General features: G+C 52.5%; 12 protein-coding genes. 4 read left to right on the top strand and 8 right to left on the bottom strand.

The genetic code is table 11. From position 1 onward, the window contains the following. The first annotated feature begins 1 nt into the window (after window position 1). A complete protein-coding gene (locus H70357_RS32110; RefSeq protein ID WP_038597644.1) occupies window positions 2-241 on the top strand; it encodes a hypothetical protein in 240 nt (79 codons plus the stop codon). Window positions 242-401: 160 nt separating this feature from the next. Here H70357_RS32110 and H70357_RS32105 read toward each other — a convergent pair whose 3' ends face one another. Then, a complete protein-coding gene (locus H70357_RS32105; RefSeq protein ID WP_038597641.1) occupies window positions 402-917 on the bottom strand; it encodes a GNAT family N-acetyltransferase in 516 nt (171 codons plus the stop codon). Window positions 918-1,080: 163 nt separating this feature from the next. Here H70357_RS32105 and H70357_RS32100 point away from each other — a divergent pair, with 163 nt between their 5' ends. Continuing rightward, window positions 1,081-1,725: a TVP38/TMEM64 family protein gene (locus H70357_RS32100; protein ID WP_038597638.1), complete on the top strand. Its 645-nt coding sequence runs from the start codon at window positions 1,081-1,083 to the stop codon at window positions 1,723-1,725. Here the strand turns inward: H70357_RS32100 and H70357_RS32095 are convergent. The 7 genes from H70357_RS32095 to H70357_RS34690 form a co-directional block, all read right to left on the bottom strand. After that, on the bottom strand, window positions 1,711-3,222 hold the full coding sequence (locus tag H70357_RS32095) for an aminotransferase class V-fold PLP-dependent enzyme (RefSeq protein WP_156130972.1): 1,512 nt from the start codon (window positions 3,220-3,222) through the stop codon (window positions 1,711-1,713). The two genes, H70357_RS32100 and H70357_RS32095, sit on opposite strands and share 15 nt — an antisense overlap. Window positions 3,223-3,397: 175 nt before the next feature. Further along, the gene (locus H70357_RS32090) at window positions 3,398-3,874 is read right to left on the bottom strand and encodes a DsrE/DsrF/DrsH-like family protein (RefSeq protein ID WP_038597634.1); all 477 of its coding nucleotides are present in this window, start codon (window positions 3,872-3,874) and stop codon (window positions 3,398-3,400) included. A gap of 285 nt (window positions 3,875-4,159) precedes the next feature. Beyond that, window positions 4,160-5,440, bottom strand: coding sequence for a glycoside hydrolase family 27 protein (locus H70357_RS32085; RefSeq protein ID WP_038597631.1), 1,281 nt, complete (start codon window positions 5,438-5,440; stop codon window positions 4,160-4,162). A 140-nt stretch (window positions 5,441-5,580) separates the two neighbouring features. Then, window positions 5,581-6,465 carry an AraC family transcriptional regulator gene (locus H70357_RS32080; protein WP_038597628.1) on the bottom strand — a complete coding sequence of 295 codons (885 nt, stop codon included), beginning with the start codon at window positions 6,463-6,465 and terminating at the stop codon, window positions 5,581-5,583. Window positions 6,466-6,565: 100 nt separating this feature from the next. Then, on the bottom strand, window positions 6,566-8,707 hold the full coding sequence (locus H70357_RS34695; protein WP_052092368.1) for a bifunctional diguanylate cyclase/phosphodiesterase: 2,142 nt from the start codon (window positions 8,705-8,707) through the stop codon (window positions 6,566-6,568). Window positions 8,708-8,966: 259 nt separating this feature from the next. Beyond that, window positions 8,967-9,587: an acetate uptake transporter gene (locus tag H70357_RS32070; RefSeq protein ID WP_038597625.1), complete on the bottom strand. Its 621-nt coding sequence runs from the start codon at window positions 9,585-9,587 to the stop codon at window positions 8,967-8,969. A 123-nt stretch (window positions 9,588-9,710) separates the two neighbouring features. Further along, window positions 9,711-12,068, bottom strand: a complete 2,358-nt coding sequence (locus H70357_RS34690; protein ID WP_052092367.1) for an EAL domain-containing protein — start codon at window positions 12,066-12,068, stop codon at window positions 9,711-9,713. Between the two features lie 172 nt (window positions 12,069-12,240). Between H70357_RS34690 and H70357_RS32060 the strand changes: the two genes are divergently transcribed. Both H70357_RS32060 and H70357_RS32055 read left to right on the top strand, forming a co-directional pair. Then, window positions 12,241-13,158, top strand: a complete 918-nt coding sequence (locus tag H70357_RS32060; RefSeq protein ID WP_038597623.1) for a prenyltransferase — start codon at window positions 12,241-12,243, stop codon at window positions 13,156-13,158. Window positions 13,159-13,198: 40 nt separating this feature from the next. Continuing rightward, the gene (locus tag H70357_RS32055; protein ID WP_052092366.1) at window positions 13,199-13,972 is read left to right on the top strand and encodes a DUF6081 family protein; all 774 of its coding nucleotides are present in this window, start codon (window positions 13,199-13,201) and stop codon (window positions 13,970-13,972) included. Window positions 13,973-13,993: the final 21 nt, after the last annotated feature.

The following is a 13,993-nucleotide window of genomic DNA, read 5'->3' as shown; positions in this document are numbered from 1 at the left end:
GATGTCTGCATTTGATGAGTTTGACCAAGAGCGGCAGGAGATTGACGCTTTGCTGCTGCAAGGCTACTCCATCGTCAGTATTGAAGAGGATTTGGACGGTGCCAGGGTAAAATTTATTCACAGCAGCCCGGGCAGGGTGCCGGTGGAGCTGCAGCTGTTGACGGCGGATGCGCGCAAGCATGTGACGACGGCGGTTTTATCGGGTCAGAGACCGGCCGCCCCCATAGAAACGCATACGTAAGGCGCGACAATTCTAAGATACAGGGTCCGCGACTCAAAAAAACTGCCGGTAGGCCAAGAAACATTGGCTTCGATCCGGCAGTCTTTTTTGTGCAGTCCGGCAGACTTATGTAGAGAACTTGCCCTGCTAAAGGCTGCAGAGGGAATTAGCGCCAAGAAGACTATGCCTGCAGCGATAGCTTGTCCAAATACTCGGACCGCAGAATCGACATGATGTGCAGCGACTCAAAAGAATCCCCAGTCTTTATACAGTCCCTAAGGGTGCCTTCCAGTGTGAACCCTGCACCTTCATAGACATGACGGGCTCTGGAGTTATGTTCTTTAACGTCCAGCCACAGCCGGTGGGTTTCGGTTTGGGCGAAGATCCAATCCGTCAGCAGTGAGAGGGTTGTTTTTCCGTAGCCTCGTTCCTTAGCCTGTATGACAAGCCGCTTAATGCAGACACTAAGATTAGGGTCCTGCAGCCCCGTTATAATCACATAGCCTGCTTGTTCCCCGGATTTATCCTGGGTGATGAGATGCAGAATATCCCCGTCCTGTAGTGCTGCATCATGCTGTTCCCTGCTCCATTGTCCGATAAAGCGGCGATTAGATTCGGCCTGCTCGGCAGCCAGGACAAAATCCAAATCTTGAAGCACAGTTTTCCGTATATCCAGCAGTCCGGATGGTATTAACATGAATCTCTCTCCTTTACATTGATAACCATAGCAACATAGTACAAGAAGAACAGGATGCTGCCAACAGAAAAGGCAATCCTGCGCCAATGTATTGTATAATTGAGGCTCGGCGCCATAAATTAATCAGATTCAAATTTAGCAAGGATGAGGAGTGCGGGAGGCTATGTACTTTCTGGATACGGTATCATGGCTGACAGAGGAGCGTCTGCGGCTGTTGCTGGAGCAGTACCGCTCGCTCGGGCCGCTGCCCGGGATCGGGCTGACTTTTATGAAATCTTTTGTACCGCCGCTGCCTACGATTGCGATTGTGGGATTAAACGGTGCGGTTTATGGCTTATGGCTCGGATTCCTGTATTCCTGGATCGGGCTGGTTGCCGGTTGTGTGACCACGTTTATGATTATCCGCAAAATTGCATCCCACCGCTATCTGCGGAAGTGGGCGCAGCGGCCAAAAGTAGCGAGAAGCATGACGTGGGTCCGCCAGAGCGGGTTCAGTTATGTCTTTCTGCTCAGTATATTTCCGGTAGGGCCTTTTGTGGTCATCAATATGGCAGCCGGGCTTGCCGGCATGCGCCTGCGGTCTTATCTGCTCGCTTTGTGTGCAGGCAAAGCCATCATGGTGTTTGCAGTATCCTATATCGGAAATGACTTGGATCGGTTTATCCGCAATCCGTGGGAGATCATCTATGTGCTGCTGTTCATCGGTGTTTCCTTATGGTGCGTCAAGGCCATAGAGGCCCGGTTTGCCCGGGCGGCGCGGGAACAGGAGAAGCCGCTTGCCGCGGGGAATTCTTCACACCACGAATAGTCCGCTGATGTCAGCATCGGTCTCATGGTTTCCGCTGAGATGAACCCAACTGTTTGTAGAGGCGTTATAGCGGTAATCCTGTCTCCATTCCTCTATATGGCGGACAATGCTCCGCACTGCAGAGATGATCGTTTGGACTTCGCGGTCTGTCATGATGGGGTGCAGCGAAAGGCGGATCCAACCCGGCTTCAAAGACTGGTCTCCGGCCTGAATCGCCTGAATGAAATGCTGGGAATGCTTGGCGTCAAGTCCAAGCAGATAATGTCCGTAGGGGCCGGCGCAGGAGCAGCCTCCGCGGGCCTGAATGCCAAAACGGTCGTTCAGCAGCTTAACGGCCAGGTTGTAATGGATGTCCTTCAAGATAAAGGATACGATGCCGTGGCGTTTGGTATGCTCACCCGCCAGGATGTAACATCCGGGGATTCCGGCGAGCCCGGTCAGAAGCTGGCGGCACAGTTCCTGTTCCCTCCGCATCATGAACTGCCCGTCACCATTCATCTTCTCCTTCAGTTTCAGGCAGAGTGCTGTGCGGAAGGCCTGCAGGAACCCCGGTGTTCCACCGTCCTCGCGGACCTCCACTTCATCTATGTAGCGGCGTCCGCCCCAGGGATTGACCCAGACCACCGTGCCGCCGCCGGGCTCATCCGGGAGCTGGCCCCTGCAAAGTGCGGTATCGAATACCAGCACCCCGCTTGAACCGGGGCCTCCAAGGAATTTATGGGGAGAGAAGAAGATGGCATCGAGCTTCTCCAGCGGGGAGGCAGGATGCATGTCGAGCTCTTCATAAGCCGCACTGGCGGCAAAATCGACAAAACAGAGGCCTCCGTGCCGGTGCATCACCGCAGCGAGCTTGTGGTACGGGGTCTGTATGCCGGTTACGTTGGAGCAGGCGGTAAAGGAGCCGATCTTGAAGCGGCGGTTCCGGTAGCGGATCAGCAGCTCCTCCAGTTCCCGGAGGTCCATGCTTCCATCCGCCCCGGCCGGTACGGTGACCACCTCGCCGATGCCCTCCTGCCAAGGCAGCAGGTTGGAATGATGCTCCATGTGGCTGATGAAGATAACCGGGCGTTCCTCTGGAAGACAGAGGTAATGATCCCGCATCCATTCCGGCAGCTTTAGGCCCATCAGCCGGAGCAGCTTGTTCACTGCTCCGGTTGTGCCGTTGCCGCAGAAGAGCAGGGCGTCTCCCGGCCCGGCATGAACATGCCGCTTAATGATGTTCTGCGCCTCGGCATAGGCCAGTGTTATAGTTAAACCGGTCGTATTGGACTCGGTATGCGGATTGCTGACATAGGGGCCGAACGTCTCCTGCATTTTGCGCTCAATCGGCTCATACAAGCGCCCGCTGGCGGTCCAGTCGGCATACAGCAGCGGCTGCCGTCCATAAGGCGTGGAGATAGAATACCGGTTGCCGATGGTATGCTCGCGAAACGTTGCGAAATGCTCTTGCAGTGAAGCGGGCTCCTCCGCAGAAGAAGCGTGGTTGATGCTCAGCACAGACAATCCCTCCAGCCCGGTGATTTCTCGCAAGATACGGATCACGCCCTCTCACAAAGGACGCACGGCCGTTTCTTCTTGCTAATTAAGAGTGGGGTTATATTCCCAGGCTCAGTATATGCCCGGTGGAGGCAATGGGTTAAAGCCTATTGTCTGCATTCATTGAGGAGCTCCTCTAAATAAATAGCTGCATGTCGCTTTCCAGCGCATCCTTCAGATAGGTGGCCGCATCAATGATCTCCACCTCGGGCAGAAACTCCTCCGGCTTAAAGCCCATGATCTCTACGGACAGCTTGCAGGCGTAGAATTTAATGTTTTTTTTGCGGGCGCCCTTGAGAAAATGAATCAGCTTCGGCGCACCCTGATCCTCCATCATTTCCTCCAGCATCATCCGTCCAAGGCCGCTGAAGTTCATCCGCGAAAGCGGGAGGTGCTGTGGTCCCTTCGGTGTAATGACATCCATCAGCTTTTCATAAATTGTTTTATCCTCAAGTGTCATCTTCTCCGGGTCGCGGACCAGGAAAAGGCCCCAAAAGGCGAAAAACATTGTGACCTCAACCTCAATATCCCTTGCGGTATTGGCCAGAATCAACCCGGCCATCGCTTTGTCATATTCCCCGCTGAACATCAGCAGATTCATCTTTTTGCCCATCGCTGCATTCCTCCGTCACATCATAGAATGACCTTAGTATGGTTACTGCGAGGAGAAGTATGCCTGCTGTCACAGGATGTTCCAAATGCCGCTAGGCGTGTAGGGGATTGACTCGATTGGATCTATCCTGTGACTGTCCTGCGAGGGGATGTGCTATGGCTGGTTGGATTTCCCGGATATATCCGCAGCAAAACGGCAGGCCCGTTAATCCGGGTCTGCCCTAAGATGAATCACTTGGTTCATTCAACTGTTATTCCATCCTGCCTGTTATCGCTGCAGCGGGAGCTACGCCAGACGATACAGTACTGCGCCATGCGGAGCAATCTCGCAAGCGAGCTCGTCTTGCACGGGGCCAACCTCCGCCCCGCTCCAAAGCTCCTTGGCAGTGACTGGTCTCTCAAGGCCCAGCTCCGCGAGAGTTACGCTGACCTTCTGGGTGGTTTCACCGTTATTAAACATCGCGGCATAGCGGCACCCGGAGTCTCCTTCCGCCGTCCAGACCACGCGGTCTCCTGCCCGGCTGATGAGGCGTGCGCCTTTGCTGTTGCGGTGCATCTCCAGTACATCGGGGTTGGTCAGCAAGGAAAGGGTCCAAGCGTCGTTATCGCGAAGTTCGCCGCCGAAGAACAGGGGCGAGCGGAAGATGCTCCACAAGGTCATCATGGTGACCTGCTCATCAGGCGTGAAGCGAGTCCAGCGGTCAGCGCCGCCGCCGTCTACGGAGCGGATGCCGATATGGCCCAGCGGCAGCATGTCGCAATCCGGCCAGCTGCCGGCTTCGGCTTTGCCTGCCCACGCCTCACAGCGGTCAAACATATCCAGGAGCAGGTCCCAATGATCCCAGAAGTCATCGGTGATCCGCCACATATTGGCGTGTTGGCCGAGAAAATCTCCATAAGAAACCGGTGCCGGTCCCGGGGAGAGGCTTAGGACCATCGGGCGTCCGCAGTGCCGGATCGCATTCTGGATCAGCTCAATCTCGGGCTGGTGTGTATCATACAGTCTGGACGCAGAAATATCATCCACCTTCACAAAGTCTACGCCCCATTCGGCATACAGCTCAAAGAGGGAATTGTAGTACGCCTGGGCGCCTTCCTTGGCAGCATCAACCCCATACATATCGGTGTTCCAGGGACAGATGGAGTTGGGGTGGGCGATGTCCCGGGCGGTCGCCGTTGAACCTTTGACCGGGGTGGCGGCATGCGCCGCCTGTCTTGGAATTCCGCGCATCAGATGAATGCCGAATTTAAGGCCCAGACTGTGTACATAATCAGACAAAGGGAGAAACCCCTTGCCGCCTTCTGCCGAGGGGAAACGGTTCACTGCCGGCATCAGCCGGGAATATTCGTCCATTTCCAGCGGAACAAAAGGACGGTACTGCGAAGAAATTGCCCCCGGCTCATACCACTGAATATCCACAACGACATATTCCCAGCCGAAGGACTTCAGGTTCGCCGCCATATATTCAGCATTTCCGCGGATTTCCTGTTCCGTAACTGCAGCTCCATAGCAATCCCAGCTGTTCCAGCCCATAGGCGGTGTTTTCGCATACTTTAAGTGACTCATTATGATGATCTCGCTCCTTAAACCCCGGAAGGGGTTGTAGAATAAACTTGCTCTAACAGATCCATCATAAAACACTTTCAAAACCCATTTCTACAGTAAAATAGTTGTCTCGATAGCACAAAATTGCGCATGTCGGGAATTTAGCTGAAGAACAAACGGTTATACTGAAGACTGCCGTTTCCGGTGCGGAAATTGCCAGGCGTTTGTCCCGTCAGCTTGTGAAACACTTTGATGAAATAGCTTCCGGTGGAATATCCGACCTGAACCGCGATGGCCTCAATACTGTGGTCTGTCGTCCGCAGCAGGTCCACCGCCCGCTCGATACGGATGCGGTTCAGGTATTCATTGGGTGTTACACCGACATATTTGCTGAATGTCCGCAACAGATGGAATTTGGAAAGCCCGAGCTTCTCCGCAAGCTCTTCCTGGCCAATCATGGAGTTGTAATGGCCTTCGATAAAATTAACGGCATCCCTAACCGCCGCCGGCCATTCCGTTTCATGGCGCGGCCCGCTGGAGGACAGTCTGCCGAGCTCCATCATGAATTGATACAGCAGCGAGGAGGCAATGTAAGGATCGGTAATTTTTCCGCTATGGGCTTCCCGGGTAATATCCCGGAGCATGCGGATGGGCAGGCTTCCCGCGTCGATGACCGGAGCCGGACCGAGCTTGGCCTTGATCTCCTCCCAGAGGGGCTGTACCAGCTGCGGCCTGAAGAGCAGGAAATAAAACTCCCACGGCTGGGAACCGCCGGGATAATAATAGCTGTGGATGCTGGGGATTTCAGCCAGAAATGCCCGCCCGGAGCTGATTTTGAAGCTCTCGTGTTCCGTGCTGAAGCCCCCTGCGCCATCAACTGTATATTGGAAGAGTAACAGGGGCCCGTCACGGCGCTCCATTCCATTCCAGTGGTAAGAAGCATCACTCACAATCTCATGCCCGACTGCAAAGAGGTTGCAGAGCGGCAACTGCTCCGGCTCGCTAAAGCGGAAGCCATACACCCCTAAGGCCTTTTCATTTTTCACAGAATCCCACCTCCGGTAGTGCTTACTTATTATATATAGTACAGAAAAAGCTCCCCAAAGGGAGCCTAAGACATACGGTACAGTATCTTCCCGGGCAACGTCAGGAAGCAAGCTTGAAGATCTCATCCGCAGGAAGCGGAGGGAAATAAAGAAATCCCTGGATATAAGGGCAGTCATGCTTAATCAGGAACTGGGCCTGTTCAGGCGTCTCTACGCCTTCCGCAATCAGGTCATAACCAAGCTGGGAGGCGACATAAACAATTGACTTAATAATCGTCTCATCAATGGAGCTGACACCAATGCCGGTGATGAAGGTGCGGTCAATCTTGATCTTGTTGACAGGAAAATGCTTCAAATAGTTCAGTGAAGAATATTTGGTACCAAAGTCGTCAATCGAAACGACAATCCCATGGTCGCGCATCTGCTGCAGCAGCGGATAATGCTCCTCCAGCAGGGCGGTGCTTTCCGTGATCTCGAATTCCAGCATATTCGTCTCCAGCCCATATTGCTCAAGCACGCCAAGCAGGTTCTCTATCAGATTCCGGTTATAGAACCAGCTGTTGGAGATATTGATGGATGTCCGCAGCAGCGGCATGCCCATCGTTCTCCATTCGCAGAGCTGGCGGCATACTTCCTGCAGCACCCAGTCGGTGAGCTGAATCATTAGCCCGGCGTCTTCCACAGCAGCGATGAAGGCTCCGGGCCCGATCAGTCCCTTCTCCGGATGATTCCAGCGGATCAAGGCCTCCATGCCAACCATTTGGCCGGTCACGGCATTGATCTGCGGCTGATAATGGAGAACAAATTCTTCGCGCTCCAGCGCGGAATGCAGGTACTTGGAGATCATGGTCTTCTGCTCTAGCTTCTCGCGCAGCTCCCAGTCGAACACAAAATAATTGCTGTCTTCCTGCGACTTTGCCTGATACATGGACATGTCGGCGAATTTCAGCAAATCCTCCTTGTGGAGGGAATGCTCCGGATAAAGAGAGATCCCTATGCTGGTCGATAGACTTAAATATGCCCCGGCAATCAGCAGTGTTTCCGAGATCAGCAGGCTGATATGCCCGGCAATTTCCGGGATCTGCTCCCGCGGCAAATTGGAGAAGATCATCACGAATTCATCGCCGCCGGTGCGCGCGAACAGCTTAAAGGGCAGACCGCTGTCCTTCAGCCGGCTGGCTAGTGTCTTGATGACCTGATCGCCCGTGGAGTGGCCGAGAGTATCATTGATCTCCTTGAACCGGTTCAGGTCAAAAAAGAACAGCGTATAGGTCTGCGTAGGCTCGGCGCATTGCAGCAGCCGCCCGAATTCATCCATGAAGTAACGCCGGTTCGGAATTTCCGTCAAACTGTCGTAATGGGCAAGTTTTTCATACCGCCGTTTGGATATTCGGAGATCCCGGGTGCGGATACTGACCACGCGTTCCAGTTCACGGTTGAACCGGCCCTGATGCCAGAAGATATAGAGAATAAAGGCCATAACTAGCAGAAAGGAAATGTCGATCCACAGGATGCTGCGGAAGATCTCCCATTTCTTGTGCGAAGAAAAAGGGATTCCCATCAGCCAATGCTGATTTTTAATTTCAATGGGGACCGTGACCTGCTCTTCGTTCCCGTGGGCTTGATTGCCAAACAAAAAGGTATGATCTTCATCTGTTACGTACATGGGGGAGTCTTTAAGCAGCAGCTGGTTCTCAATATCATCGATCTTCAGTGTGACGGAAACGATGCCGGAGAATGAGTTGCCGTTATAAATAGCTTGCCTGATCACCATGCCGGGGATGCCCTGGGCAAGTGTCCGGGGACCGTCTACCGTAATGCCCCGGGAAGTGATCGTTTCTTGAATCAAACCGGGCGAGGACAGGTCGGGATCGAGCAGGAGACTTTTATTAAGAATCGCTGTATTGCCTGAGAGAGGGTAGAGATAACGGATGAGGCCGTCCGGAGCGATCATAATATTCATAATATTGCTTGAATTGTTATAAGCCTTCATTAAATACTGATTAATAAGCGCTGGTTCAGCATCAAAGCCGACCGTTTGAATAAAAGAGCTAACACCTTTGACAATCGAAACCTTCTCTTCAATGTTCGATGATAACATGACTGCCTGTGAGGACAAGTCGGCTTTTTCAGCCCGGTATTCCCGGTTCACTGATAAGGAGTAATAATAGAACAGAGAGAGCTGCAGCACGACTAAGAAGCCGAGGATGATCGTTAAAGGCTTTTTATTAAAGAAAGCCATGGAATGCCTCCGATACCCGTAATTCAACATTATATATATAAATCATTAGAAGCTGTTCCAGCACCGCAGAAAAATGTCGAGATATGTCGTGGGTGTTTCTTAAGCATGTCATTTTTATCGCCTTTGTGCAAGGAAAAACCTAACAAGAACCCTATGAAATCCAAAACGGATAAATACGTTCCGCCTAAAGGCAGCCTGTATTTATCCGTTGCTCTAGAAATGAGTACATTATGGACTTTGTGCAAGTGAAGAGACGGGATTATTTCTTGAAAATACCCAGCGGTGCACCGATTGGCAGGAACGTGCGGCCGAAATGAGCGTTGAGCACAGATGCGCCGCAGCCATACAGTGATACGATACCGATGGCCAGTTCCGATACGGCAGCCAGCTTGTGGAAGAATTCCGCAGCCACTCCGAACGCATCAAAGGTCAAGCCGAGGAACAGGAAATCGATCAGTATAAAAATAACAAGCAGCACTCTATTGGCTTCCACAGCGCCGAGGGTCATGAACAGCGTGAAGACCAAATAACCCGCAAAAACAAAGCCGAGCTGTTTGGGATCAACGCCTTCCGCCAGAACGGTACCGAATACACCTAGCTTGATCAACCAGCTTGCGGCCATGCCGAACCAGAAGAACGCATAAGCGCCAAAAGCGGTCATCCCGAAGGTGTTGTTGTGTTTGGCATCCTGGATAGAAGCGAACAGCTGGGCGAAGGCTCCGAGGAATATAGCCCATGGAATACAGTAGCTGAGACCTGTTGTAATTTCGAGCTTTTGTGAAGAAGCGACCAAGGTGACGATAGCCAATCCGAACAAGCCGATGGCGCTGGGGTCGGCAGTGACGATTTTGACGGATTGTGTTTGCGGTTGCGCTGACATAGCAATTAAAGCCTCCAATTTTCATAAGTGTTCGCATAGGATCACAGCACCCGGAAATGGGTGCTGTGATCAGCTTGCCTATCATATCATATCGTTTTGAGCTTGCCTACAAAAAAAGAGTGCTCATTTATTGTGGTAAAGGAGATTATTTTGCGTTAAAAAGTCAGGGATATCCTGGAATTTTATCGGCCTGCTTATATAGTAGCCCTGCAGCTCATCACTGCCCAGATGGCGCAGCATGTCGAACTGCTCTTCCAGCTCGATCCCTTCGGAGACTACCTGCAGCCCGAGGGTATGGCTAAGCTCGATAATGGCCTTGATCAGCACGTCACCCTGCGGGCCCAGTGTCATCTGGGAAACAAAAGAACGGTCGATTTTGATTACATCAACGGGAAAGCGCCGCAGGTAACTAAGGGAAGAGAAGCCTGTGCCAAAGTCGTCCAGGGAAATGCGGAACCCGTTTCCCCTGAGCTGTTGCAGCGAATGGAAAATGCTGTCGCCCGACACCAGTACGCTCTCCGTAATCTCCAGCTCCAGGCTTGAGCTGGGCAGCCCGTATTCATGGAGCAGCTCCAGCAGCAGCTCAGACAGTCCCGGCTGCATCAGCTGCATGGCGGAAATGTTGACCGCCACGGTCAGCTCCAGCCCATTCTGCCGGAAAGTACGCAGATCGGAGCAGACTTGCCGCAGCACCCAGCTCCCGATGTTTACAATAGAGCCGCTGGTTTCGGCGAGCGGGATAAACTCACCGGGCGAGATAGGGCCGTATGCAGGGCTTGTCCAGCGCAGCAGCGCCTCCAGCTTCGAAACCTTCAGGTTGCCGGAGCTGAGGATCGGCTGATAATGGACTTCAAACTCATGATTCACGGCTGCGGAGAGCAGCAGCTGGGAGAGTACATTTTTGCGGCGGATACTTTCTTCGAGATCCTCAGAGTATTGAAAAATGTTGTTGCGGCCTGTTTCTTTGACATGGAACATGGCCAGATCGGCCTGTTTGACCAGAAAGTCGGCGTCTTCACCGTTCTGCGGATAGATGCTGACGCCGATGCTGGCCGTATTGTAGAGGAGATGTCCCTGTATGTGGTGGGGCAGCGACAGCGTCTCCCGTATGCGCAGCAGCTGCTCGGAAATGCTGTCAGAATCGGGAATGTCGGCGAGCAGGATGGTGAACTCGTCGCCGCCCAGACGGGACACCACATCATCACGTCCGATAACTTGGGAAATCCGCAAAGCGATCTCTTTCAGCATGGAGTCACCGAAGTCGTGGCCGAGTGTATCGTTTACGGTCTTGAAGTGATCCAGATCAATAAATACCAGCCCGAGCTGTCTGCCGGTTCCCTTAATTGAAGCAATCGCTTCATTAAGCTTCGTGAAGAACAGCGAACGGTTGGGCAGCTGAGTCAGAGGGTCAAGCATCGCTTGCAGCTGCAGCTCTTCCTGCGCCTGCTCCAAGGAATCAATCATCCGGTTGAACTCCTGCTCCACATCGCTGAATTCGTCTTTGCCGGAAGGGCCGATCCGGATGGATAGATCCTTGCTGTTGCCGATAGCCCGGATATTCCGGGTCAGCAAGGACATTCTTCCAAGGATAGAGCGATTGACGAAGAGGAGACTGGCCACACACATCAGCATACTGACGGCAAAGAAACACCACTGGAAGCTGGTGATCGACTGTAGGCCGCTTAAGTAAATCTGCCGCGGATGCTTGAGGGTGAGAACCACACCGGGGTTGCCGAACAGGTCATATATAGTTGTGTGAATGGATATCACGTTGTTCGAGGCAGAGCTCATCCAGATATTGCTGGTTTTGCTCTCCGCGAGTATGCCGGGGTTCACTGGAGTGATCTGGATGGTGGACGGTGTCTCGTTCCAGATTTGTGTGATCTGCTCCTGCAGCAGCATTCTGCCGGCTACAGCAGTTCCAACAACCGGTTTTGTTTTGTCACTGTTCACAATAGGGGTGAGGGTGATCAGCATAGGCCCTTTATCCAGTAATACAATGCCGCTTGTGCTGTCCTCTGCGCCCGAAAATTCCGGCAGCCGTTGATGAATATCCCTGAATAAGTCGATAATTTCTGTTGTTAGCGGAGTTATGCTGCGGGAGTCTGTGTTGTAAGTGCCACCGTACAAGGGGGTGCCCGAAGGGTTCAGCAGGGCCATCATATCAAAATGGTTAATCTCATAAGTTGTCCGGCTATAGTTACTGCTTAGGTAGGCATCACTAATAGAATCTGCGGGGTCCGTGGATTCCGCAAACCGGTAGGTTTCATCCCAAACTGAATATTTGAGCAACTGGGTCTTCATACTCTGCAGCTCATTCTGATAAGAAGAGACGGCATTCTCCAGCTTGTACCGCAGTGCGGCTTCATCCAGCTTCTCGAAGCGGCCCAGCAGAATCAGGTGCAGGAGCAGATAAGTCAGCCCTAAGCCGAATAGTGCAACAACACAGATGAAGATCACTAATTTTTTGCGCAGCTTCATGTTGCTCCCCTTAGTATCTATAAACTTCATAGGAAATAAGTACCATTAAAACCAGTGTACCATGATTAGGGAATATTTTGCAGCGCTTTTCTACCCTAACTGTCGAAATTTGATGTATAATATATAAGCAATAATAATTATCACATTATAATAGAAGGGGACCAGCTTGGGTATGAACAAATGGATATTTTTTAAGAAAGCTACACGGTTTGGAACCATCCCAGTTATGCTCATACCGGTTGTCTTGGGAACTGTCGGGGCATATGTATGGGGGGGAGAGTTCCATCCGTTTTTGTTTGTTATAACGATCATCGGTGCAATATCCGCGCATCTGTTCTCCAACATGGTGAATGATTTATGGGACTTTCGCAACGGGACCGATATGGAGGCAAAAAATACACCGGGGATGATTTCCACAAACTCCGGTTTTTTGTCCGGAGGTCTGCTCTCGGAGGCCGTTTTCGCAGTATTGACCTGGAGCTTGCTTGCAGTCGCCGTGTTTTGCGGCGCGGTGCTCAGTATTTATAGCGGCTGGGAGATTCTCTGGTTTGTAGCGGTAGGGGCACTTATCGCCTATTTCTATGTCGCTCCACCGCTGCGTTTTGGGTACCGGGGCAAGGGCTACAGTGAATTCGCCATCTTCGTTGCGTTTGGCATTATGCCTGTACTTGGCTCTTATTTCGTGCAGACCGGCGAATTCAGCCTGAAGCCGGTACTGCTTTCGGTTCCGGTTGGGCTTCTGACGACGCTGCTGCTGTTCAACCATCATTTTCTGCACTGGAAAGCGGACGAGCAGGCAGGCAAGCGTACGCTTGTTGTCGTCTGGGGAGAGCGCAAGTCGCTGATCTTCTCATGTGTGCTGCTTTATACTTCCTACGCTTCTCTGATCGTCTGCGTGGGCTTTGGCGTACTTCCGGTTTATGCGCTGCTCGCACTGCTCACTGCGGTTGCGCCGGTGCATGTATACCGCGGCCTGCAGCCGCAAAATGCCTCACCAGCTTATCTGCCGCTGATGGGCGCCTCGCAGCAGGCCTCCGTGCGCTGCGGTACAATTATGGCGGTAGCACTGCTTATTCAAGGCTTTATGTAAAAATTGCTGAAGATTAGATGATAGAAAGAGAGTGAACCCCATGGACAAGAACAAAACAAGCAATGAAGATACACAGGCTGCACAGAATAGCCCGATCGTACTGGGAGACTTTCATACTATTTTGTCGGAGGGCAAGGTCTGGAAGACCGGAGGATTCACCTTGCCGGACGGCTCTTTCTGGGCTTACCGTGAGCCGGAGGCTGTTGTGATTGTACGCAATGGCTATCTGTATGTGCGGGCCCAACTGTCCCGCCAGAACAACCAGGTGCAGATTCTCGACAATGCCAAGCATATGTATTATTCGGCTCAGCCGGTCGAGGTGCCGGAGAGCGGAGAGATCAGCTTCGAGCTGCAGATTCGCGCCCGCACGCAGGGTACGGCACCCGGAGATCTGTATGACGGTTATGTTTCGCTGAATCTGCTTGATTTCACGACAGGTGCGGCGCTTGATTTCTTTGCCGGAAACGACAAATATGCCAGTGTCTACGGAGTTCTGCCTTTCCCGGGCGTGCAGGTTCCCGAAACCGGCGGAACGAAATACTTCTGCATATTCAAGGAAGATACGGACTTCAAACCGCGTGAATTCAACACGTATAAGATTACCTATAACCGCGGGAACGATGAGGCTGTGTTCTATGTCAACGGCAAAGAGGTGCGGCGCGAGCAGCATGTGCCGATCAAATTCAACAGCTTCACTGTAGCGCTGGGCATTATGACCGAGAAGGACCTCACGCCCGAAGGCAGTGTGTCCGCCCATGGCCAGACAGTCATCGCTGAATGGTCTCCGCTGACCATAACAACATCCGCACAATAACCGTGCTTATTTGACAGATGA

Source organism: Paenibacillus sp. FSL H7-0357 (assembly GCF_000758525.1).
Taxonomy (GTDB): Bacteria; Bacillota; Bacilli; order Paenibacillales; family Paenibacillaceae; genus Paenibacillus_AQ.
Note: the sequence above shows the minus strand (reverse complement) of the source record. Positions and strands in the feature narration are given on the sequence as shown.